General features: G+C 45.1%; 23 protein-coding genes. 20 read left to right on the plus strand and 3 right to left on the minus strand.

Annotated elements, in window-relative coordinates:
- Positions 1 to 112: 112 nt before the first annotated feature.
- The 11 genes from K401_RS0119360 to K401_RS0119410 all read left to right on the plus strand — a co-directional run bounded on the left by K401_RS0119360 (position 113) and on the right by K401_RS0119410 (position 10,987).
- Complete coding sequence (locus K401_RS0119360) at positions 113 to 622, plus strand: GNAT family N-acetyltransferase (RefSeq protein WP_024294503.1); 510 nt, start codon at positions 113 to 115, stop codon at positions 620 to 622.
- A gap of 410 nt (positions 623 to 1,032) precedes the next feature.
- Positions 1,033 to 2,529: a YjjI family glycine radical enzyme gene (locus tag K401_RS0119365; protein WP_024294504.1), complete on the plus strand. Its 1,497-nt coding sequence runs from the start codon at positions 1,033 to 1,035 to the stop codon at positions 2,527 to 2,529.
- Entirely contained in the window at positions 2,526 to 3,395 is an 870-nt protein-coding gene (locus K401_RS0119370; protein WP_024294505.1) for a YjjW family glycine radical enzyme activase, read from the plus strand. The genes K401_RS0119365 and K401_RS0119370 overlap by 4 nt, the downstream gene beginning before the upstream one ends.
- Before the next feature lie 25 nt (positions 3,396 to 3,420).
- A complete protein-coding gene (locus K401_RS0119375) occupies positions 3,421 to 4,479 on the plus strand; it encodes a BMP family ABC transporter substrate-binding protein (RefSeq protein ID WP_024294506.1) in 1,059 nt (352 codons plus the stop codon).
- Between the two features lie 117 nt (positions 4,480 to 4,596).
- Positions 4,597 to 6,132, plus strand: coding sequence for an ABC transporter ATP-binding protein (locus K401_RS0119380; RefSeq protein WP_024294507.1), 1,536 nt, complete (start codon positions 4,597 to 4,599; stop codon positions 6,130 to 6,132).
- On the plus strand, positions 6,125 to 7,249 hold the full coding sequence (locus K401_RS0119385; RefSeq protein WP_024294508.1) for an ABC transporter permease: 1,125 nt from the start codon (positions 6,125 to 6,127) through the stop codon (positions 7,247 to 7,249). Before K401_RS0119380 ends, K401_RS0119385 begins: the two co-directional genes overlap by 8 nt.
- On the plus strand, positions 7,242 to 8,159 hold the full coding sequence (locus K401_RS0119390) for an ABC transporter permease (protein ID WP_024294509.1): 918 nt from the start codon (positions 7,242 to 7,244) through the stop codon (positions 8,157 to 8,159). The genes K401_RS0119385 and K401_RS0119390 overlap by 8 nt, the downstream gene beginning before the upstream one ends.
- Positions 8,160 to 8,222: 63 nt before the next feature.
- Positions 8,223 to 8,942 carry a Crp/Fnr family transcriptional regulator gene (locus K401_RS0119395; RefSeq protein ID WP_024294510.1) on the plus strand — a complete coding sequence of 240 codons (720 nt, stop codon included), beginning with the start codon at positions 8,223 to 8,225 and terminating at the stop codon, positions 8,940 to 8,942.
- Positions 8,943 to 8,959: 17 nt separating this feature from the next.
- Positions 8,960 to 9,736: a uridine phosphorylase gene (udp, locus tag K401_RS0119400; protein WP_024294511.1), complete on the plus strand. Its 777-nt coding sequence runs from the start codon at positions 8,960 to 8,962 to the stop codon at positions 9,734 to 9,736.
- A gap of 16 nt (positions 9,737 to 9,752) precedes the next feature.
- Positions 9,753 to 10,460 (plus strand): purine-nucleoside phosphorylase, encoded by a 708-nt coding sequence (deoD, locus tag K401_RS0119405; protein ID WP_027352384.1) that lies wholly within the window; start codon positions 9,753 to 9,755, stop codon positions 10,458 to 10,460.
- Between the two features lie 56 nt (positions 10,461 to 10,516).
- On the plus strand, positions 10,517 to 10,987 hold the full coding sequence (locus tag K401_RS0119410; RefSeq protein WP_024294513.1) for a cytidine deaminase: 471 nt from the start codon (positions 10,517 to 10,519) through the stop codon (positions 10,985 to 10,987).
- Between the two features lie 82 nt (positions 10,988 to 11,069).
- On the opposite strand, the gene K401_RS0119415 is transcribed toward K401_RS0119410, so the two are convergent.
- Positions 11,070 to 12,752 carry a flavin monoamine oxidase family protein gene (locus tag K401_RS0119415; RefSeq protein ID WP_024294514.1) on the minus strand — a complete coding sequence of 561 codons (1,683 nt, stop codon included), beginning with the start codon at positions 12,750 to 12,752 and terminating at the stop codon, positions 11,070 to 11,072.
- A 353-nt stretch (positions 12,753 to 13,105) separates the two neighbouring features.
- On the opposite strand from K401_RS0119415, the gene K401_RS0119420 reads away from it, so the two are divergent.
- On the plus strand, positions 13,106 to 13,519 hold the full coding sequence (locus K401_RS0119420) for a DUF6157 family protein (protein ID WP_024294515.1): 414 nt from the start codon (positions 13,106 to 13,108) through the stop codon (positions 13,517 to 13,519).
- Between the two features lie 144 nt (positions 13,520 to 13,663).
- On the opposite strand, the gene K401_RS0119425 is transcribed toward K401_RS0119420, so the two are convergent.
- A complete protein-coding gene (locus K401_RS0119425) occupies positions 13,664 to 14,539 on the minus strand; it encodes a MerR family transcriptional regulator (RefSeq protein ID WP_024294516.1) in 876 nt (291 codons plus the stop codon).
- 167 nt (positions 14,540 to 14,706) lie between these two features.
- Between K401_RS0119425 and K401_RS0119430 the strand changes: the two genes are divergently transcribed.
- The 8 genes from K401_RS0119430 to K401_RS0119470 all read left to right on the plus strand — a co-directional run bounded on the left by K401_RS0119430 (position 14,707) and on the right by K401_RS0119470 (position 20,073).
- Entirely contained in the window at positions 14,707 to 15,399 is a 693-nt protein-coding gene (locus K401_RS0119430; protein WP_024294517.1) for an aspartate/glutamate racemase family protein, read from the plus strand.
- A 5-nt stretch (positions 15,400 to 15,404) separates the two neighbouring features.
- Positions 15,405 to 15,764, plus strand: a complete 360-nt coding sequence (locus K401_RS0119435) for a hypothetical protein (protein ID WP_024294518.1) — start codon at positions 15,405 to 15,407, stop codon at positions 15,762 to 15,764.
- 111 nt (positions 15,765 to 15,875) lie between these two features.
- Positions 15,876 to 16,298, plus strand: coding sequence for a GNAT family N-acetyltransferase (locus tag K401_RS0119440; protein WP_207641464.1), 423 nt, complete (start codon positions 15,876 to 15,878; stop codon positions 16,296 to 16,298).
- A gap of 38 nt (positions 16,299 to 16,336) precedes the next feature.
- Positions 16,337 to 16,873: a dCTP deaminase gene (gene dcd / locus K401_RS0119445; protein ID WP_024294520.1), complete on the plus strand. Its 537-nt coding sequence runs from the start codon at positions 16,337 to 16,339 to the stop codon at positions 16,871 to 16,873.
- A gap of 166 nt (positions 16,874 to 17,039) precedes the next feature.
- Complete coding sequence (locus K401_RS0119450; RefSeq protein ID WP_024294521.1) at positions 17,040 to 17,750, plus strand: FlxA-like family protein; 711 nt, start codon at positions 17,040 to 17,042, stop codon at positions 17,748 to 17,750.
- A gap of 234 nt (positions 17,751 to 17,984) precedes the next feature.
- A complete protein-coding gene (locus K401_RS0119455) occupies positions 17,985 to 18,713 on the plus strand; it encodes an MBL fold metallo-hydrolase (protein WP_024294522.1) in 729 nt (242 codons plus the stop codon).
- Positions 18,714 to 18,826: 113 nt separating this feature from the next.
- On the plus strand, positions 18,827 to 19,231 hold the full coding sequence (locus K401_RS0119460; RefSeq protein ID WP_024294523.1) for a VOC family protein: 405 nt from the start codon (positions 18,827 to 18,829) through the stop codon (positions 19,229 to 19,231).
- 245 nt (positions 19,232 to 19,476) lie between these two features.
- Positions 19,477 to 20,073, plus strand: a complete 597-nt coding sequence (locus tag K401_RS0119470) for a DNA-3-methyladenine glycosylase (protein ID WP_027352383.1) — start codon at positions 19,477 to 19,479, stop codon at positions 20,071 to 20,073.
- 77 nt (positions 20,074 to 20,150) lie between these two features.
- On the opposite strand, the gene K401_RS0119475 is transcribed toward K401_RS0119470, so the two are convergent.
- A complete protein-coding gene (locus K401_RS0119475) occupies positions 20,151 to 20,882 on the minus strand; it encodes a class I SAM-dependent methyltransferase (RefSeq protein ID WP_024294525.1) in 732 nt (243 codons plus the stop codon).
- Between the last annotated feature and the right edge of the window lie 68 nt (positions 20,883 to 20,950).

The raw sequence follows: 20,950 nt of genomic DNA on the forward strand, positions 1-20,950 counted from the left end.
GTGATATGGTTAGAAAGGGGTAAATTATATGACAAAATATATTGCAGCAGCAACCTTAAGATAGTTTTCCTGAATACAGAAAGGATGATCTATATTGATAGGAAAGAACATAATGGGGCAGCAGGAATACAATATCCGGTTGCTGTCAGGAGATGATGAGACTGATTTACAAGACTTATGCCAACGATGTTCCGATTATTTTGAGTTAATTGAAGGCAGGCCGCCTGAAAAAGATGCGGCAAACAGTATTTTATTTGACTTGCCGCCGGGAAAAGAACCAAAGGACAAATATGTTTTTGGGATATATAAAGAGAAAGGTGCTTTAATTGGGGTAATTGATATTGTAAAAGATTATAAAGTGCCTGGAGAATGGATCATAGGTTTGTTGATGATTGACCAAAAAGAAAGAGCAAAACGTTTGGGAAGAACATTGCATGATCTTATAAAAACCTGGGTTTCACAAGAACATGGCGCGGCATTAAGAATTGGGGTAGTGGAAGAGAATAAGGGCGCATATAAGTTCTGGGAGAAAATGGGTTATGCAGAACTGGACAGAGTGAAAAAAAACTATGGAAATAAAGATCAAACGGTAATCATTATGAATTTATCTCTTGACAAGTAAAGCGGGAGAGCGCCAATGGGCCGCTGAGATCATATGACCAAATGAGCAGGCAGGGCCTGAGAATTGCCACGGCAAAAAGCTGATAAGCTTTCGACAGAGAGCTTATCAGCTTTTTTGATCACAAGGCTGCGTCCTGGGGAAAAACAAAAGGCCGTAAAAACCATAGAATCGGGTTCTTGTGAATTTTATTTTGATGGTCAGTAATGGTGACCGACCCGATTGTTACTATTTTACTAAAATTCTGCCAGTAAAAATATCACTAATGCACAAATCGAATAATATTTTCGCCAAAAAGGACATGAGTCCTTTTGATAATAAAAAATAATTGTTACAATGTCTTTATTTCCAGAGCATATGAGATATAAGTCCTTTTATGGCGGACATAGCTCGAAATGAAAGAGGTGGAATGTATGAACAAGATCTTAGACATTGTAACATCAAAGGGACTGACTTATGAGCAGAAGGTCGTGGCGCTTGCACATGCAGCAGAAAATAGTCTGGAGGTGCTTTCCATACCGGAAGAGACGCGCCGTTATATGGACATTGGAGCAATTTGCGATCTGGATGAGGGGCATGCACCTTATCGCCCCAGATATGTGATGCCGGATTATGAAAAAGCAGTAAAAAACGGATGTGAGTTTTTACAGCTGGAAGCGCCGAAAGACCTGGATGAAGTGCTGCAGTTTTTAATGATTCTGTACCGCCACGTCCCATCCATCACCAGTTATCCCGTTTATCTTGGCAACATTGATAAGCTGATTGAACCGTTTCTTGACGGGGTGACGGATGAGGAAGCGGAAAAGAAGCTGAAGCTGTTTCTCATTTATCTGGACCGGACCATAACCGATGGGTTCTGTCATGCCAATTTAGGGCCGGAAGAGACCAGGGCGGGAAGGCTGATTTTAAAGCTTGAAAAGGAGCTTCAGAATGCCGTTCCCAACTTAACACTGAAATATGACAGGGATATTACACCGGATTCCTATGCAGAGTTTGCGCTTTACACCTCCCTCTACTGTGCCAACCCGGCTGTCTGCAACCATAAGATGCACAAGGATACCTATGGTGATTACGGCATATCCAGCTGCTATAATATTCTTCCAGTGGGCGGCGGCTCCTACACGCTGGTGAGGATCGTGCTTCCAAAACTGGCCGCAAATGCAGAGAACAGAGAACAGTTTTTAAAAGAGCTTTTGCCTGACTGCCTTGACCGCATGGGAAATTATATGAATGAAAGAATTCGTTTCCTTGTGGAAGAATCCAATTTCTTTGAGACATCGTTCCTTTCCCTGGAAGGCTTTATTTTCAGAGATAAATTCCTTGCCATGTTCGGGGTCGTAGGGCTGGCGGAATGTGCAAATATGCTGATGAATGATCCGGAAAAGACATATGGCCACAATGAAGAAGCAGATGACTTGGCAGAGCAGATCATGCAGGTAATTGCAGATTATGCAAAAGGAGCAAAAGCGCTGTATTCTGAAATTTTTGACGATCATTTCGCCCTTCATGCCCAGGTGGGAATTGATTCGGATCACGGAATTACCTCAGGAGTGCGGATTCCCGTAGGAATGGAGCCGGAGCGCATGTATGACCACCTTCGCCACAGTGCCAGGTTCCACAAGTTTTTCCCTACAGGCTGTGCGGACATCTTCTCCTTTGATCCTACGGGAAGAAATAATCCGGCAGCAATGCTGGATATTGTAAAGGGAGCGTTTTCTCTGGGAGACAAGTATATAAGCTTTTACGCATCAGACAGCGATCTGGTCCGGATCACAGGATATTTGGTAAAACGAAGTGAAATGGAAAAATATTATGAGGGTGAAGCAGTGCTTCAGAATACCGTGCACCTGGGTGGAGATAACTACCGTAATGCACATCTGGAGAACCGGAAAGTCAGGGCGCTGACGTGATAGCCCCGGTTAACAAAATGATTCCCTTAAGCGTTGTGGATGGGCCTGGCTGCCGGACTGCGGTGTTCGTCCAGGGCTGTAACATTGCCTGCGCTTACTGCCATAACCCGGAGACACAGAGGCTATGCATCGGCTGCGGTATTTGTGTCAGCCAGTGCCCTGCAGGCGCATTATTCCTTTCAGGCACAAATGTGATATGGGATGAGGCAGCTTGTACCCAGTGCGACAATTGCATCCGGGTCTGTCCCAATTACGCATCGCCTAAGGTGCGGTGGATGAAGGCTATGGAAGTATGGGAGCAGATTGAAAGAAACATGCCATTTATCCAGGGGATCACTGTGTCTGGCGGTGAATGCAGCCTGTATCCGGAATTTCTCACAGAATTGTTTACGCTTGCAGGAAAAGCCGGGCTGTCCTGTTATTTAGACAGCAACGGCTGCGTGGATTTTTCCAGGTATCCAAAGCTCATGGCGGTAACGGACAAAGTCATGTTAGATGTAAAAGCCTGGGACTATCATGTATTTCACCGGCTGACAGGCGGAGATAACCGGCTTGTCAAGAAAAATTTAAAATATCTGGCCGAGACAGGAAAATTGCATGAGGTAAGGCTTGTATGTCTTGAGGCGGAAGCTTCTTCCGGCTCTGGCCAGGCAGATGACAGGGAAGTGGATATGGAGGATGTCATCGCGGGTGTGGCAGATGAAGTCAGACCTTATCTGGAAGAATTTAAGCTGAAGCTCATTGCATTCCGCAATTTTGGAGTAAAAGGAAAAATGGAAACAAGAAAAAGTCCGCCTCCGGAACAAATGGAGAAACTGAAGGAACTGGCAGTGAAATGCGGATTTAATAATATACAAATTGTATAAAATAAAAAGTGGAGGAATTAGATTTATGAAAGCAAAAAAAGGTATTGTGTTCGGTTTAACAGCAGCGATGGTATTGTCCCTTTCAGCATGCGGAGGCGGCAAAACAGAAAGCGCAAAGACTCAGGAAGAGACTACCGGAGGAAAGAGCAGCTTTTCTGTAGCAATGATTACGGACACAGGCGGTATCAATGACCAGTCCTTTAACCAGTCTGCATGGGAAGGACTCACCGAGTTAAAGGAAAAGACCGGTGCAGAGGTCAATTACATCGAGTCAAAGCAGGCATCAGACTTTGTGACGAATCTGGAGAGACTGGGAGACAGCGGTGCCAATTTGTTATGGGGAGTGGGCTATGCCTGTGCTGATGCAGTGCTGGAGGCGGCAGGGAGCAATCCGGATATCCAGTATGCGATTATCGACAATGCCTATGAGGATACGCCCTCCAATGTAACAGGTGTTATGTTCCGTGCCCAGGAGCCGTCCTTTTTGGTAGGCTATGTGGCCGGGCGGACAACACAGACCGGAAAAGTGGGCTTTGTAGGCGGAATTTCCTCAGGTCTGATCGACCAGTTCCAGTACGGCTATGAGGCCGGCGTAAAGTATGCGGCCAAAGAGCTTGGAAAGGATATTGATATTTCCGTGCAGTATGCGGAGAGCTTCAGCGATGCGGCCAAAGGAAAAGCCATTGCCACAAGGATGTATTCCGATGGCTGTGACGTGATCTACCACGCTGCAGGCGGCACAGGAACCGGTGTAATTGAGGCTGCCAAGGAAGCAGACAAATGGGTGATCGGCGTAGACCGGGATCAGGCATATTTAGCACCGGAAAACGTGCTCACATCAGCTCTTAAGTTAGTTGGAAAAGCAGTACAGGAAGTATCTGAGCAGGCAATAAACGGCCAGAAGATCGGCGGTCAGACCCTTACCTTCGGCTTAAAGGAAGAATGCGTAGGAATTCCTGAGGAGCATGGCAACATGCCGGAAGGCGTTTATGAAGATACGTTAAAGGTGGAAGACAAAATAAGAAACGGCGAGCTGACACCGCCCACCACAAAAGAGGAATACGAGGCATTTATCGCTGAATAGGAATGAAAAATTGCACCGCAGGAGTCATAAAGGCCTGCGGTGTATAAGCGAAACACCCAGCGGGTATACCTTTATGTCCAGAAAGCATGGACAATAATGAAAGGAGAAAGTATTGAGATGGCCACGATAAGCAGCGATTATGCGGTCCAGATGCACGGAATCACAAAACGGTTCGGGGCATTTTACGCTTTGAAGGATATGAGCCTGGATGTGAAGAAGGGCAGCATTCATTCTCTTTTAGGTGAAAACGGTGCGGGGAAATCGACGCTGATGAATGTACTGTATGGATTGTATCAGGCCGATGAGGGCGAGATCTATATCAACGGAAAAAAAGTGGAGATAAAAAACCCGAATACAGCCATAGCAAACGGCATTGGTATGGTTCATCAGCATTTTATGCTGGTGGAGGATTTTACGGTTACACAGAACATTATTCTGGGAAATGAAACCACTTCCCGGGCAGGTGTTGTGGATATGAAAAAGGCCAGGAAACAGATTCTGGAAATCGTGGAAAAGTATGGCCTTGAAGTGGATCCGGATGCCAGGATCTGCGATATTTCTGTGGGAATGCAGCAAAGAGTGGAGATATTAAAGGCATTGTACCGGGGGGCAGAAATTTTGATTCTTGATGAGCCTACCGCTGTTTTGACTCCTCAGGAAATAGAAGATCTTTTGTCCATCATGCGCAATCTTATAAAGGATGGAAAAGCCATCATTATTATCACCCATAAGTTAAAGGAAATCAAGGCCTCCTCCCATACCTGTACCGTCATCCGACGGGGAGAATACATTGATACGGTGTCAGTAGAAAAGGTTTCAGGCCAGGAGCTGGCCACTCTCATGGTAGGCCATGAAGTAAAGCTTGTGGTGGATAAGACGCCGGCAAAGCCGGGAGAAACGGTATTGGAAATCAAGGATCTTGTTGTGAAAAATGAGAAGAAGCTGGAAGCGGTAAAGGGTCTGAATTTAACGGTGCGCAGGGGTGAAATCGTAGGTATCGCCGGAATTGACGGCAACGGGCAAAAGGAACTGGTTGAGGCCATCAACAGCCTGGTGCCGGCAGAAAAGGGAAGCATTACTGTCTGCGGAAAAGCGATCACCAATACAGATCCCAGAACAGTCATAGACAGTGGCGTCAGCATTATTCCCGAGGACAGGCAGAAGAGAGGCCTTGTACTGGATTTCACGGTAAATGAGAATGCCATATTGGAACGGTGCCGCAAAGAGCCGTTTTCCAGAAACGGAATCTTAAACAGAAAGAAAATGGAGGAGTTTACGAAAACCATTATTCAGGAATATGATGTCCGCCCGGAGGGCTGCGGTTCCAGACGGGTCGGGGAGCTTTCAGGAGGAAATCAGCAAAAGGTCATCATCGGCCGGGAAGTTTCCATGAATCCGGAAATCCTGATTGCAGTACAGCCCACGAGAGGACTTGATGTGGGAGCCATTGAAACGGTTCATAAGACTTTGATAAACGAGCGGGATAAGGGAAAAGCAGTGCTTTTAATCTCTTTTGAGCTGGATGAGGTCATGAATGTTTCCGATACCATCGCAGTGATTTATGACGGAAAGATTCAGGACACGTTTGCCCAGGGAACCGTAGATGAAAATACAATCGGTCTGTTAATGGCAGGAGGAAAGAATCATGGATAGAACGGTAAAGATTTTAAAAAAGCCATTGACAATGACTTTGATCGCTGTTTTCTTTGGATTCATTGTAGCGGGAATCATACTGGCGGCAGCGGGATATCCGCCGGTTCATTCCCTGACCGTCTTATTTGACGGAGTCTTTTCCAGTCCGAAACACATTTCCAATGTAATCATTAAAAGTACGCCCCTGATTCTTACGGGGATCGGAGTGGCATTTGCGTTTAAGACCGGACTTTTCAACATCGGAGCAGAAGGCCAGTTTATCATGGGCTGCGTGGCATCTACCGTGGTTGGTATTCTTTTCGATTTTCCGCCGGTGATCCAGGTTCCTCTGGTCATCTTTGCAGGAGTGGCGGCCGGAGCAGTCTATGGCGGGATTGCCGGTTTTTTAAAGGCGAAATTCGGCATTCACGAGGTTCTTACCAGCATTATGTTAAACTGGATTGCTCTTTATTTCTCTAACTATATCTGTACCTTAAACCGGTTTCACAAGCCGGATACCATTGGAACCTATCCCATCAACCGTTCCGGCTATACCATGATTTTGGGAAATTACAAGACAACGGAAGCGGGAAAGGCGGCCCTTGCACAGAATGAATTTTTGCGCAATACCGTTCTGAAAACAGATGTGAACGTGGGAATCCTCATTGCAGTGATTCTGGCGGTGTTTATCTGGTTCCTTCTCTATAAAACAGCAAAGGGATTTGAGCTGAGAGCGGTGGGCTTTAATAAGAGTGCGGCAGAATTTTCGGGCATTTATGTAAATAAAAACATCCTCCACTCCATGCTCATTTCCGGAGCCATCTGCGGATTGGCGGCGGCTCTTTATATTACAGGAAATTCTCCTCACGGAATCGCCACTTTGGCGGCCTTTGAAAACACGGGCTTTAACGGATTGTCGGTTTGTCTGATTGCAGCCAGTTCTCCTGTGGGCTGTATTTTTGCAGGGCTGCTGTTCGGCGGTTTGATCTATGGAGGCCAGTCCTTGCAGTATGAAGTAGGGGCTCCGTCAGAAATCATCAATATCGTCATCGGTGTTATCGTATTTTTTGTTGCGCTGACCCGTATCATTCCGCCGCTGGTGGACCGTTTTTCGAAGGGAGGAAAAAAACATGCTTAACAGTCTGATGCTGTTTGTGGGCATTACACTTATGTATTCCACTCCTTTGGTATTTGCTGCATTGGGAGGAGTGGTGTCGGAGCGGTCCGGCGTTACCAATATCGGAATTGAAGGTATGATGACCATCGGAGCGGTTACTGGGGCTACCGTTGGTTATTATTCAGGAAATGCCTGGGCAGGATTTTTTGCTGCCGGCCTGGCAGGAGGTATGATTGCCCTTCTTCATGCCGTTGCCTCCATTACATGCAAGGCTGATCAGACCATTTCCGGCATTGCCATCAATTTAATCGGTCCCGGTGTGGCTCTGTTTGCCTGCCGTCTTCTTTTTGACGGTGCCACCATGTCACTGCCGGTGCCAAATAAGATTCCCAAGCTGTTTGGAAGCGTAAACAAAGGGGCGTTTCAGAATTTAAATGTAGATGTAACGGTCGTCATTGCCCTTGTATTAGCGGTTTTTTTATGGTTTTTGCTTTATAAGACAAAATGGGGACTTCATATCCGGGCAGTGGGAGAGCATCCGGCAGCAGCGGATACCATGGGTCTTAATGTATATAAAATCAGGTATGTATGCGTTTTGGCTTCCGGTGTTTTGGCCGGCCTTGGCGGGGCGTCCATGACTCTTGCCATTATTCCCCAGTTTACGCCTACCGCCATCAGCGGACAGGGATTTATTGCATTGGCGGCCGTAATTTTCGGAAAATGGACTCCTCATGGGGCATATGGCGCCTGTTTATTATTCGGAGCGGCCCAGGCCCTTACCGTTACCCTGGGAGGGGGAAGATTTGCAGTTCCTTCCTCGATTCTGGCCATGCTGCCTTATATCATTACCATCGTGATCCTGATTCTGTTTGTAGGAAAGTCCTCTGCGCCCAAAGCCAGCGGACAGCCATACGAAAAAGATGCAAGATAAGAGTGATTTTTAATGGATCATGAGGTAAAATGAAGAAGGTGAAGAAACGAAAGGAGGAAGACCGTGAACGATGCTATGTCCTTAATCAATGAACTCCGCAGTGAGTCGCGGGAATATTTAAATAATTATCTGGCCAACGCGCCTAAATGGCTTCTGGAGGCATTTAAGATCGTAAAGCTGAAAAAAGGCACCACCTTTATTCATGAAAATGAACCCGTTGATACCATTTATATTCTGGTGGAGGGCATCGTAAAGGCGACGGATTACCGGGTTCAGGAGATTACCTACGATTATACAAGATTCTATCCGGTAGAGGTGTTCGGTGCCATGGAATTCCTCATGGGTTTTGACTTATACCGGACCACCTTGATGACAGAGACAGACTGCCGGTTTCTTTGCGTGTCAAAGGATCAGTTCAGCCGCTGGATGCTGTCGGATATCCATGCGGTTTTAGAACAGGTGAAGGCCATGGGAATCTATCTTCTGGAGCAGGTCAGGAAAGAGCGTCTGTTTTTATTTTTACAGGGAAGCGACAGACTGTTTCTGCTCTTTTTGCAGATTTACCGGAAATCCTCCCGCCGTGGCATCTGCCGCATACAGCTGACAAGAAAGGATTTGTCCAACAGCACAGGACTCTGTGTGAAGACAGTGAACCGGTGCATCAGCCAGATGGAGGACAATGGATATATCTCCCGGGAAGGAAGGACCATCATTATAAATGAAGAACAATACCAGCGGATCAAAGCGGTGGTAGCAGAAAAAATTGATGAGAATGAGATTTAGCGAAGGGCGGATTTGATATGACTAATTATTCTGAAACAGAAGGAAAACAGTATCACCTCCAGGTGGGGAAAGGAGATGTGGGCAGGTATGTCATCCTGCCCGGAGATCCCAAGCGCTGTGCCCTGATTGCAAAATATTTTGACAATCCCAGGCTGATTGCGGACAACAGGGAGTATGTGACTTATACCGGTACCTTAGACGGCCAGGCGGTCAGTGTGACCTCCACGGGAATCGGAGGACCGTCGGCTGCAATTGCCATGGAAGAACTGGTGATGTCCGGTGCCGATACTTTTATCCGCGTGGGCACCTGCGGGGGAATGGATATGGAGGTAAAAAGCGGGGACTTGGTCATAGCTAACGGAGCCATCCGCGCGGAGGGAACCAGCAGGGAATACGCTCCCATCGAGTTTCCGGCAGTTCCGGATTTTCAAGTGACAAACGCCCTGGCAGAGGCGGCAAAAGCGCTGGAGAAACCGTATCATGTAGGAGTTGTCCAGTGTAAGGATTCTTTTTATGGGCAGCATTCTCCGGAGACAAAGCCTGTATCCCATGAACTCCTGGACAAATGGAAGGCATGGGTGGACTTAGGCTGTAAGGCTTCGGAGATGGAGTCGGCGGCACTCTTTATCGTTGCCAGCTCCCTTAAGGTGAGGGCCGGTTCCGTATTCCTGGTGATAGCTAATCAGGAACGGGCCAGACACGGCCTGGAAAATCCCATCGTCCATGATACGGATGGGGCCATCCGGACGGCGGTAGAGGCCATACGTTTCATGATCCGTCAGGATGAATTATAAAAGAGGAGGCGATCTAATGGAGATGACACCAACCGCCCATAATGGGGCAAAAAAAGGAGAAATAGCAAAAACAGTTTTAATGCCTGGAGATCCTCTGCGGGCAAAGTACATTGCGGAAACGTATCTGGAAAATCCGGTTCAGGTGACGTCGGTCAGGAACATGCTCGGATTTACAGGGACCTATAAGGGAAAGGAAATTTCCGTTATGGGAGGCGGGATGGGAATGCCGTCCATGGGCATTTATTCCTATGAGCTGTACCATTTTTATGATGTGGACCAGATTATCCGCATCGGTTCAGCCGGTGCTTTACAGGACCAGGTGAAGCTTATGGATGTGGTGATTGCAATGGGTGCATGCACGGATTCCAATTACGCTTATCAGTTTGGCCTTCCGGGCACATTTGCTCCTGTTGCCGATTACGGACTTTTGGTAAAAGCGGCGGAAGCAGCCGGAAAACTGGGAACAAAAGTGGTCGTGGGCAATGTCCTTTCTTCTGATGTTTTCTATAATCACGATACCAATGTCAATGACAAGTGGCGCGGCATGGGGGTTTTAGCCGTGGAAATGGAAACAGCAGCTTTATACATGAATGCAGCTGCGGCCGGAAAGAAAGCCCTTTGTTTGCTGACAATTTCTGATTTGATTTATGGTGAAGAAAAACTCAGCGCAGAGGAGCGGCAGCTGGGATTTGGAAAAATGATGGAAATTGCCCTGGAACTGTAGATCCCGGAAACCTTGGATTTTGACTTACGGGAGCGGGCACGGAAAGGAAGCTGGAGATGAAAGAAAAAACAGAGGAAAATGCCGGAACTTACGGGGAAGCGTTGGTAGAAGAGCTTCCTGTAAAGGAAATGATTGATCAGGCATTTGAGGCTATGGCAAAAGCCTATACTCCATATTCAGGATTTAAAGTGGGAGCAGCGCTGTTGTCTGCCGACGGTACATTGTATCAGGGATGCAATATTGAAAATGCTGCTTACACTCCCAGCAACTGTGCGGAGCGCACGGCATTTTTTAAGGCGGTCAGCCAGGGTGTGAGAGAATTTAAAGCCATTTGCATTGTTGGAGGAAAAGGGGGAGTTCCCACAGGGATCACGGCTCCCTGCGGAGTCTGCCGCCAGGTGATGATGGAATTCTGCGACCCGGACACGTTCCGGATCATATTGGCGGCAGGAAGAGAAGAGTATCAGATCTTTTCTTTGAAGGAACTGCTGCCAATGGGATTTGGACCGGATAATATGGGCTTATGACAGAGTAAGAGCCGCTGCGCTTTCAGGTTTAAGCGCAGCGGCTTTGTTATAAAAGAATTTGCAGATTCAATCATGTCATGGTTTAATAAAAACGATTATGAAAATGAAGGGCCAGCTGGTTGGCAGCAGCCATTCCCGTATACAATGCCCCCTGCATCCAGCCATGTTTTGTGGATACGTGTTCACCGGCAAAGTAGATCCGCTGATTAAATTCCGGCTGCAGCATTTCATAGGCAAATAACTTTTTCTGACCTGGCAGAGCCATAGCAAAAGCGCCCCGGTTATTGGGCTGGTTATCCCATACCACGGTCTTATGGTCTTCCACAATGGTATCTAAAAATCCTCTTGGCAATCCGTGGACATCTTCCACACTCTCCTTTACCAGATCATACCGGAGCGTTTCCTCCATATTCCCCACTCTCGTTGAATTCAAATGATAATTATAGGAAGCTACCAGAACTCCGGGTTCATAGGGGGAGCAGTCGGAAGCATTGGGGCAAAGATTATGATCTCCCGGATAGAAGATGGACTGGATCGGTAAGTCTGTCTGGGAAAATCCTCCCACCATCCGCCCATAATCGGCATCTTGCTCCCAAAAACGCTGGTTGCACATGAAAAGTGTTTTCTGGGAATTGACATAGTTAAACTCCAGGATTGCCTGCATCTTTGGATTGCTGAAATATGGCTTGATTTCAACCTCCCTCAGAGTGGAGTAAGGGATGGCACATACAACGTAGTCGAAAACTTCGGCAGCTCTTTTGAAATCACTCACATTGCGGTAGGTCAGGATTATTTGATCGGGGTTTGGCGACTGGTAAATGCCGGTAACCGTCTGACCGGGCTCATAAGTGACCGTGCCAAGCTGGGAAGACAGGATGTTCTGGTACTGGGGCGGATCGTCTGCGAGAAGGGATTGGATAAAGGCGTATGGCAGATTTACGATCCCGCCCTGGATGGTATAGGTATTTCGGTAATCGAGAGTATATTCCTCATGGGTGATCTCGTCATAACTGGCATTGAGCAAAGAACCGGTTCCAGGATCCACTCCTGAGATCAGGCTGATGGCCCCCTGGCTTAATCCCAGGTTTTCCAGAGTCTGACGGACAGAATGGGTCATAAGAGGAATGTATTCCGGGGAGTACTCCGGTAAAATTTGTATCAGCTCTGACCGGACATCAGGGGGAAGCTGGTTCATGAGATAGAGAAAGGCATAATCATCAAGTTCCGCCCAAGGAGTACTTTGTTCCTGGGGCGTCAGATCGTAGAAGGGATAAAGGATCTTCTCAATGGAATCTGATGTTCTCAAACGAATATTATGTACGTATAAAAAGTTGTTGCGTCTTATGACTGATAAAGGACGGGTGTTAAGGCCAAACAGATTGATATAATGCCAGGTGGTTTCATGGGTCACCGGAATTCTGTGAGCGCCGAATTCATTGTAGTATTTACCTTCCGGATCAAAGTAATAGGTATAAACTCTTCCTCCGATTCTATTTTCATTGGCCTCCAGAATTTTAATATCGGCTCCCAGCTTGCGAAGCTCAAACGCTGCGGATAAACCGGCCAGACCGCCGCCGATGACGCCGATCCTCATTCCCTTCAGTTCTCCGGGAGCTGCGTAATTTGTAATATCCGGGGGAGGACTCAGTAAGTTGGCAATATATTCGTAATCTTCCGGACGGCCTTCTGTTTCCAATGCATTCCTGGTCATTTCTCGCCGTTGTTCATCCGTGGGGTTGGTTACCTGATTTAATGGGACAGCCATTGATTATACCTCGTAATTTTATTACAGTAGTAATATATTGAAGCTTTTCTCTGAATATAACAAAATGGGGAGGCATGGGGGATAAATCGGTATGACAGTATGTTGGAGGATATGGGAATATATTGTAATTATTGATTTCTTATTTGTAATTTTAACATTTATTGTGTAAATTAATTACAGAGGATACAAGCCGGGGACACCAGACCAAGCACGATTCTTTTATCTTCCCCCGATATGCTGAGGGCGGATGTTGATCAGGTATTTGAAAATGCGGTAACAAATTGGACAAGGGTCAAGGAACCGGGTGGTAAATCGCTGAAAACTGTTTCTCAAGCAGATATGGAGATTAATTTATGGCACACACGACTGATTATACAAACACATTTATTGAGGTTTCAGATGATTCCAGGGCAGAGAGTGGGATAGAACCTCCTCTTAAAGAAGAAAAGAAGTCCATACCGAGAATGCAATATGAATTGTTAAAGGAATATCCCTATAGATTCACCTCAGACGAACTGATCTTAGAGCTGCAGGTTATGAGGAATGAGATTCCTGACGATCAAAGAGAGATGGAAAGGGAGCGATTGTTTTCCAAGGGACAGGCATGTATGCGTTCTTCCAATCTGCCGAAGAAATATGGCTGGGGAATCCATTTTGACCAAAATTCGAGAATGGCCATTTATGGCGTGGATTCAGAAGAATATTCCAGGTTAAAGGCTGACCCGGGCATTGCCCATAAAAAAGCGATGAGAAGTTCAAAGAAATAATAGGTTTTCTTAAAAGAAGCCTGGATTATGACTGGAGCAGCTTGTCAGAAAGGGCTTGCCCCTTCTGACACAAGTAAGTCCTCACCCACAACGTATGCCTTTTGCCATGGACAATATAAAAAACGGGGATAGGGACTCCTTGGTTCAGTCATATAGTCCAGCAATTTCAGGATACCGTTCAATTAGTTTTTTATTGGCGTTTTCCATTTGCCGGCAATATTCCTCATATGAAGCGCTCAGACGTTTCATGGAAGGAATAAAAACATCATAGTAGCCGCTTGTAGTGTTAAATTCTTTAAGTTGGTTTTGAATTTTAAATGCCGGGGAATTCTTATATTCTTCTGACTGTTTAAATTCCAGATATCTTTCCAGATATTCCTTATTCTCTGACAGGAATTGATCCGGATTTTCAATGGACTTCTTTGTGTTTTCCATCATTTCAGCAATATTCTGAGTACTGATATGCTGTGTACATTCTGTTAAATAGTCCTGCAGATCCTGCGTAACACTCAGGGCCGGCATATTGTCCAGGAATTCCATGATTTTCCGGTATGCCAGGCGCTGGTCACTTGTTTTAACCGGTTCATTTAAAAATCGGGCAAAATGCAGGCAGATAAACCTGCCGTAATACCCGGGAAATGCATTCAGCAGCCGTTCCGCGATTGTTGCAGTCTGTTCAAGGGCTTCCAGTTCCCTGGCTGCGTCAGTATAGCTTTTATCCCGGGAAAGGCGGTCAAGGATTCCTTTCTTTTTCTGCTCTTTTTGGGCTGCCAGTTCTTTCTGAACCGAAAGGTTTTGCAGCAGTTCACCTGTTTCATCGACAAGTATTGCTTTGATTTCTTCCGTGCTGATTCCAAGTTTGCGTAGGACTGATATTTTCTTTAAGCACTCCACATCGCTTTCACTGAAATCACGATACCCGTTTTCTAAAACAGAAGGAACGATCAATTTCTGATCTGTGTAGTATTCAATTGCTTTTTTTGTCAAATTGGTTGTTTTGCTTGTTTCATTGATTAACATATTCATCACCTAGGAACATTATAATCCAACACCCAAGGGGATAGTCAATAGTATCTTAAAAAAATAAATTCATGGATTGGTTTTGTCTGCAATCGGATTCCGCTAAAGACGAGGGAAAATAATTGTGTTATAATATCAGCAAATAAGAATCAGGAGGGGAAATGAAAATGAAAACCATAGGATTGATAGGCGGAATGAGTTGGGAAAGTACAGTTACATATTATAAAATCGCAAATGAAACAGTGAAAAAGGAAATGGGCGGCTTGCATTCTGCAAAGGTTTTGTTGTACAGCGTGGATTTTGCTGAAATCGAGAAGTGCCAGGCAGATGGAGACTGGGATAAAAGCGCTGATATTTTATCAAGGGCAGCTAAAAATCTCGAAAAAGCGGGGGCAGACTTTATTGTGATCTGTACAAATACCATGCACAAGGTAGTTCCGCAAATCCGGAAGAGCATCGGCATTCCCCTTGTCCATATCGCTGAGGCAACGGCAGAGGAATTAAAGCGTCATAACATTACAAAGGTCGCATTGCTGGGAACAAAATATACCATGACTCAGGATTTTTATAAGGAAAAGTTAGTGGATGCAGGAATTACGGTCTTAATTCCGGATGAACAGGAGATTGAAATTGTTAACGATGTGATCTATCATGAATTGTGTTTGGGCGTTATTTCCCAAACGTCTAAGGAAGAATATTGCAGGATTATTCATGGTCTTGCAGAACAAGGCGCACAGGGAGTGATTCTCGGCTGTACGGAAATCGGTCTGCTGATACAGCAAAAGGATACAGAATTACCTGTTTTTGATACCGCACAAATCCACGCCGAAAAGGCTGCGAGGCTTTCTCTGGAAGGATAACCTCTATGGATCTCGTACAGCTTAAAATAAAAAATCATGGGAATATCAATCAATATATTTCTCAAATAAGAAAATTTGACCCTTCGATGCCCATCAATATAATAAAGCACAATATCATACATAATAATTTTGCAGTATCGTTTGATCTGCATTATTTTGATGTGTTAGAAGAGTTGGAGAGTATTGATAAAAAAGTTATATTTCGTAATTTAATAAGTTCTCTTATAGATTCAGGTGCTGATGTCGAAATCTATCATAGCGGGGAATTGATTACGCTGGAATTTCTGGATAACTGGTTAAACACCATAAATGAAATAAAACTCGAAACAGAACTGGATATGGACCGGGAATCAGGCGAAGGATAAATTTAACGAAATCAAGTGAGCAGCGAATCGGATTGCCAACATATGCGTGACAATTATAATAAAGAAAATGAGCATTATTTTAATAAAGTCCGAAATTTGCGGAGGAAAAATATGGATATACACATAGTTTATGAAGCTCCGCCGGCCCGGGATTACGTCAGCCTTCGGCTGCGTTCCGGAATGGGAAGCAAAGATTTAAACAGGAGTCAGACTGCCTTGAAGAATTCCCTGTTCACGGTATCCCTGTATGATAATGAAAAACTGTTCGGGTTTGGCAGGGTAGTGGGAGATGGGGGGATCACTTATATTGTAAGTGATATTATGGTAGATAAGGAGTATCAGCGGAGAGGCTATGCGGAGCAGATTATGAGGGCCATTGACCGTTACTTTGAAGAAAACGCCCATGAAGACAGCTACATTTGCCTGATAGCCAACCGCCCTGCTGACTTACTGTATCACAGGCACCAATTTGAATACCTGCCGGAAGATAAATGCGGAATGCTGCGGGATCAGAACTCTATGCTGCAGATTTAACCGTGGATTATTATAGGATAGGATGAAAGGATTTTACTATGATTTTATCAGATAAAACGATCTTTAAAATGTTAAAGGAAAAAACATTATTTATTGAACCGATTGAAGAGGAACAAATACAGCCTGCAAGCGTGGATATCCGCCTTGGAAATACATTCAGCATTGTTGAGGATTCACCTAATGGAATCATTACAATGCAAAATGAAATCAGCTATAAAACAATCCAGACGGATAAGTACATTCTTCTTCCGGGACAGTTTGTCCTTGCCACCACATTGGAGTATTTTGTGATGCCCAATGATCTTACGGCATTTGTTGAGGGCAGAAGCTCACTTGGAAGAATGGGCTTATTTATCCAGAATGCCGGCTGGGTTGATCCTGGGTTTGAGGGAGAAATCACTCTTGAATTATTTAATGCCAATCGCTGTGCAATCGAATTGCAGGCAGGCCGCAGAGTTGGACAGCTTGTTTTCGCCCAGTTGGATGATATTGCTTTAAATCCCTATAAGGGAAAATATCAGGGACAAAAGGGTGCTACCGGTTCCAGGGTGTTTCTGGATAAAGAGACAAAGTGATGCAATGATCAATGCAGTTTGTGTATTTAAGCTGGAGGTAAAAAAGCTATCCTGTAAAGAGCACTTATAAATTTAGGTTTATCATAATGGTTTGTCTGATTTCAGGCAGGCATTTGTAAAAATGGAAGAACAGCATTTCTAAATTGATTATAGGGGGGATTTTGTTATGATGGTGACAGGTACGTCAGGTTATTCAGCTAATTATAGTCAGATGCAGATTATGAACAGCGGAAATCAGGATACCAGTCTGAAAGCAATTCAGGATCAGATTGAAAATGTGCAGAAGCAGTTACAGGTTCTTTCCGGTAATGAAAAGATATCTGCAGAAGAAAAAATGAGCAAGCAAAGGGATTTACAGCAGCAGCTCCAGGACTTAAACAAACAGCTGGCCCAGAGAAAAATAGAAATCCAGCAGGAAAGACGGGAAAAGGCAGCTGCTAAAGTAAATAGCATGGATGAGGTTTCTCAAAATGCGGAGAATCAGGAATCCGGTATGATGGAAACCGTTTCCATGAAAGGTTTGATCCATGCAGATACTTCCATGAAGCAGGTGAAAACGGTCCAAACCGTGAAAACAGGGATGGAGGGCAGAGCCGGTGTATTGGAGAGGGAAATAAAAACAGACAGAGGAAGAGGATCCACAGAAAAAAAGGAGGCTGAACTTGCAAAGCTCAACGGACGCATCAATGATGCTTCTTCTGATATGATGAAACGGGCTGCTGATGCTGAAACAACATTGGAGGTATCCGGAGAAAATAAAGAGAGGACAGAAGAAGGAGATACGAGAGACCGCCTGGAAGATACAGCGGGAGATTCTATGTACATACACCTATCTGAAGAAGAGATAAAGGGCCAGTATGTGGATATGAGATTGTAATTTTCAGGAGATTTCAAAAATGGGATTTCCTGATTAAGGATTGACAGCGCCTCTGGTAAATGATATGCTTTTAAGCCGTCACATAGTGGCGGCTTTTATAGCGGAAAAACCAGGATAGCACAGAGGTTATGCCCGGTGAAGCGGGGGCCACCCGATAGTGCGGGTGAGGCTCTGCTGGGTGGGCTGTGACCCTTGGTCATTGGGAATATCCGATTGAACAGGAGGATTTAATATATGGAATTTAGACAGCTGACAGATGGTATTTATTACAGCATGTTTGATAAAGAGGCCGACAGGCCGGTCCTTGGATATGTAAAAGGGCAGAAATATTCTTTTATGGTGGACGCAGGCAATTCCAAAAGTCATGTGGAATCATTTTATGAAGCTCTGGATAAGGAAGGCTTAAAAAGGCCGGACATGATTGCGGTCACCCATTGGCATTGGAATCACACCTTTGGTTTGCACGCAGCAGCAGGGATCACCATTGCCCATGAAAAAACCAACGCTAAATTAGAAGAAATGGCGGAATGGAAATGGACGGATTCTGAGATGAAAAAGAGGCTGGAAGAAAAGATTGAGATCGAATTTGCGGATACGTGTATCCGTAAAGAATATCCGCTGCTTTCGGAAATACGGGTGGTGACTTCTGATCTTTCTTTCAATGATGTTATGAAGATTGATCTGGGAGGCGTTTTTGCAGAATTGCATCATGTGCCATCTCCTCACAGTGAAGACTGTGTCTGCGTATTCATACCTGAGGAAAGAGTGTTGTTCATTGGAGATGGGGTTGGAGTGGATTATTATAATAACTGCTTTTTAGATAAGAGCAAACTGCGTTCATTGATTACGGCAGTGGAAGGATTTGATTTTGATATTTGCGTCATGGGGCATGCCGAACCCATGAGTAAGCAAAATATCTTAAACATCATGCATTCCCTCCTGAGCCGGAAGGAAAACCGCTGAGAAATCTTTGCTATGCGATCATCTGTTTACATGGTATATTTAGAGGGAGAAAGCTAAAAATAACGGTAATCATTGATCATTACATCGTGCAGATAAGAACAGGAGGTTTTACCATGTTAGGTCATTATTTGATGTTTAACAGAAACTGTGAAGAAGCAGTTAAGGTTTATGAAAAGGCGTTTAACGGGAAAATCATTGAAATGCAAAAATACAGCGACATGCCGCCTAATCCTGCTTTCCCTATTCCCGATGAAGACAAGAACCTGGTTTTACATGCCAAGGTGCAGCTTGACGGTATGGAGATCATGTGCGCTGACAGCTCCGAACGAAGCATAAAAGGTGATAATATGTATGTATCCATCACAACTAAGGATGCTGGGCTGGTGAAAAAAGCATGGGGTATTTTAAAACAGGACGGAGAAATATATATGGAACTGGCCCCGTCATTTTTTGCAGCTCTTCATGGATCCTTACAGGATAAATACGGCATCAACTGGATGTTTACGGCATTAAAATAGATACAAGCTGTAAATGGACTTACCGGTTCACCCCGTCATGTGGGCCGGTAAGCTTGTTAAAAGATCTGGCGGAATGATTCAGCCCAAAAATCAGATTCGTCCTCAAAAGGGACGATTTTTATTTAAGGAGAGTGACTCTGGACGGCAGTCCATCCTGCTTTTGGCAAGGATATTCCAAATTGTCTGGATCAAACCCTGTTTTCAAACACTTACTATTAACAAAATACGAGAGAAAGGATGACGGGATGAAAAAACTGGACAGAGAGTTTTACAACAGGGATTCGATCCTGGTTGCCAGGGAGTTATTAGGAAAAGTACTTGTTCACCAATGGGAAGGGCAGAGGGTCTCAGCCAGGATCGTGGAGGCGGAAGCTTATATGGGCCTTGAAGATAAGGCGGCCCATTCCTACGGCGGGAGGAGGACTCCAAGGGTGGAAGTCATGTATGGAGATCCTGGTTTTGCCTATATATTTCCAATCTATGGGATGTACTTCTGCTTTAATGTGGTGACAAGGGAAAAGGGCGTTCCCCAGGCGGTTTTAATAAGAGGTGTGGAACCCTTGGAGGGAATCCGGGAGATGGCGGAAAAAAGATATGGAAAGCCTTATGAGGAACTGTCAAAAAGTCAGCGAAAGGGCATCTCAAACGGGCCTGGAAAGCTGTGCAAGGCATTATCCCTGGACAGAAGCTTTAACGGCGCAGACTTATGCGGCGACCAGGTATATATTGAGGAGGGGCCAGGTGAGGACTTTCAAATCATAGCAACAAAACGGATAGGGATCGATTATGCGGAAGAAGCCAGGGACTATCTTTGGCGGTTCTATATAGAAGGGACTCAGTAAGGCACCTTATAGACGTTCTCAGCCGGAAAAAAGGCATCAGGATTTCTCCCGGTGCCTTTGCAGCTTCTTCATTCCGTTTATTTTTTCCTGGCTGAAATAATCAGCATCATGGGCCTGCGAAGCTCATCTTCCATGCCTTTGACGGTTTCGAGCAGATGTTTTGATGGCTGAGGCTCCACAACTCCGGTCAATTCAAATCCTCCCTGCATCAAACCATTTAAGTAGGTTGTCAGTGTCTTATGATATTTGGTGACCTTTTCTCCAAGGAAATTGGCCTGTCTTGGTCCCTCAAAAAAGTAATTGTCAACCGGGAAGTGAAGGATCTTTCCGGTTTCATCGCAATACCATTCCTGGCTTCCATAAGCCGTAAAAACCGGATGCTCTGCAGAGAAAATAAAATCTCCTCCCTGTACAAGACAGGAGGATACTTTCTCAACAATTCCTTCAAAGGATTCAATATAATGGAATGCAAGAGAACTGATGACGGCATCAAAGGAATTTTCTCCGAAAGAAATATCCTCTATGGGCATTTGGTGATAGGAGATTTTATTGCTTGTCTTTTCTCTGGCCGCTGAGAGCATATTTTGGGAAATATCAACGCCTGTGACAGACTTGGCGCCATGTTCTATGGCATATTGGCAGTGCCAGCCAAATCCGCAGCCTAAATCCAGCACCCTTCTATCTTTAAAATCAGGCAGCATTGCTTCAAGGGTCTTCCATTCGCCTGCACCGGCAAGCCCTTTTGTGGAACGGTCCATGTTACTGTATTTTTCAAAAAAAGTTTTGTTATCGTATTGATTTTGTTTCATGGCTGAATTCTCCTGTTTATATTATTTTATACCGCTTTTGTGTGGCCGGTTTTCTTCCTTTATTCAAA

It is taken from the genome of Lacrimispora indolis DSM 755 (assembly GCF_000526995.1).
In the GTDB taxonomy this organism is placed as follows: Bacteria; Bacillota; Clostridia; order Lachnospirales; family Lachnospiraceae; genus Lacrimispora; species Lacrimispora indolis.

Coding starts and splice junctions, on each gene's coding strand:
- K401_RS0119360 (WP_024294503.1), top strand. CDS start 113: ATGGGGCAGCAGGAATACAATATCCGGTTGCTGTCAGGAGATGATGAG.
- K401_RS0119365 (WP_024294504.1), top strand. CDS start 1,033: ATGAACAAGATCTTAGACATTGTAACATCAAAGGGACTGACTTATGAG.
- K401_RS0119375 (WP_024294506.1), top strand. CDS start 3,421: ATGAAAGCAAAAAAAGGTATTGTGTTCGGTTTAACAGCAGCGATGGTA.
- K401_RS0119380 (WP_024294507.1), top strand. CDS start 4,597: ATGGCCACGATAAGCAGCGATTATGCGGTCCAGATGCACGGAATCACA.
- K401_RS0119385 (WP_024294508.1), top strand. CDS start 6,125: ATGGATAGAACGGTAAAGATTTTAAAAAAGCCATTGACAATGACTTTG.
- K401_RS0119390 (WP_024294509.1), top strand. CDS start 7,242: ATGCTTAACAGTCTGATGCTGTTTGTGGGCATTACACTTATGTATTCC.
- udp (WP_024294511.1), top strand. CDS start 8,960: ATGACTAATTATTCTGAAACAGAAGGAAAACAGTATCACCTCCAGGTG.
- deoD (WP_027352384.1), top strand. CDS start 9,753: ATGGAGATGACACCAACCGCCCATAATGGGGCAAAAAAAGGAGAAATA.
- K401_RS0119410 (WP_024294513.1), top strand. CDS start 10,517: ATGAAAGAAAAAACAGAGGAAAATGCCGGAACTTACGGGGAAGCGTTG.
- K401_RS0119415 (WP_024294514.1), bottom strand. CDS start 12,752: ATGGCTGTCCCATTAAATCAGGTAACCAACCCCACGGATGAACAACGG.
- K401_RS0119420 (WP_024294515.1), top strand. CDS start 13,106: ATGGCACACACGACTGATTATACAAACACATTTATTGAGGTTTCAGAT.
- K401_RS0119425 (WP_024294516.1), bottom strand. CDS start 14,539: ATGTTAATCAATGAAACAAGCAAAACAACCAATTTGACAAAAAAAGCA.
- K401_RS0119430 (WP_024294517.1), top strand. CDS start 14,707: ATGAAAACCATAGGATTGATAGGCGGAATGAGTTGGGAAAGTACAGTT.
- K401_RS0119435 (WP_024294518.1), top strand. CDS start 15,405: ATGGATCTCGTACAGCTTAAAATAAAAAATCATGGGAATATCAATCAA.
- K401_RS0119440 (WP_207641464.1), top strand. CDS start 15,876: ATGGATATACACATAGTTTATGAAGCTCCGCCGGCCCGGGATTACGTC.
- dcd (WP_024294520.1), top strand. CDS start 16,337: ATGATTTTATCAGATAAAACGATCTTTAAAATGTTAAAGGAAAAAACA.
- K401_RS0119450 (WP_024294521.1), top strand. CDS start 17,040: ATGATGGTGACAGGTACGTCAGGTTATTCAGCTAATTATAGTCAGATG.
- K401_RS0119455 (WP_024294522.1), top strand. CDS start 17,985: ATGGAATTTAGACAGCTGACAGATGGTATTTATTACAGCATGTTTGAT.
- K401_RS0119460 (WP_024294523.1), top strand. CDS start 18,827: ATGTTAGGTCATTATTTGATGTTTAACAGAAACTGTGAAGAAGCAGTT.
- K401_RS0119470 (WP_027352383.1), top strand. CDS start 19,477: ATGAAAAAACTGGACAGAGAGTTTTACAACAGGGATTCGATCCTGGTT.
- K401_RS0119475 (WP_024294525.1), bottom strand. CDS start 20,882: ATGAAACAAAATCAATACGATAACAAAACTTTTTTTGAAAAATACAGT.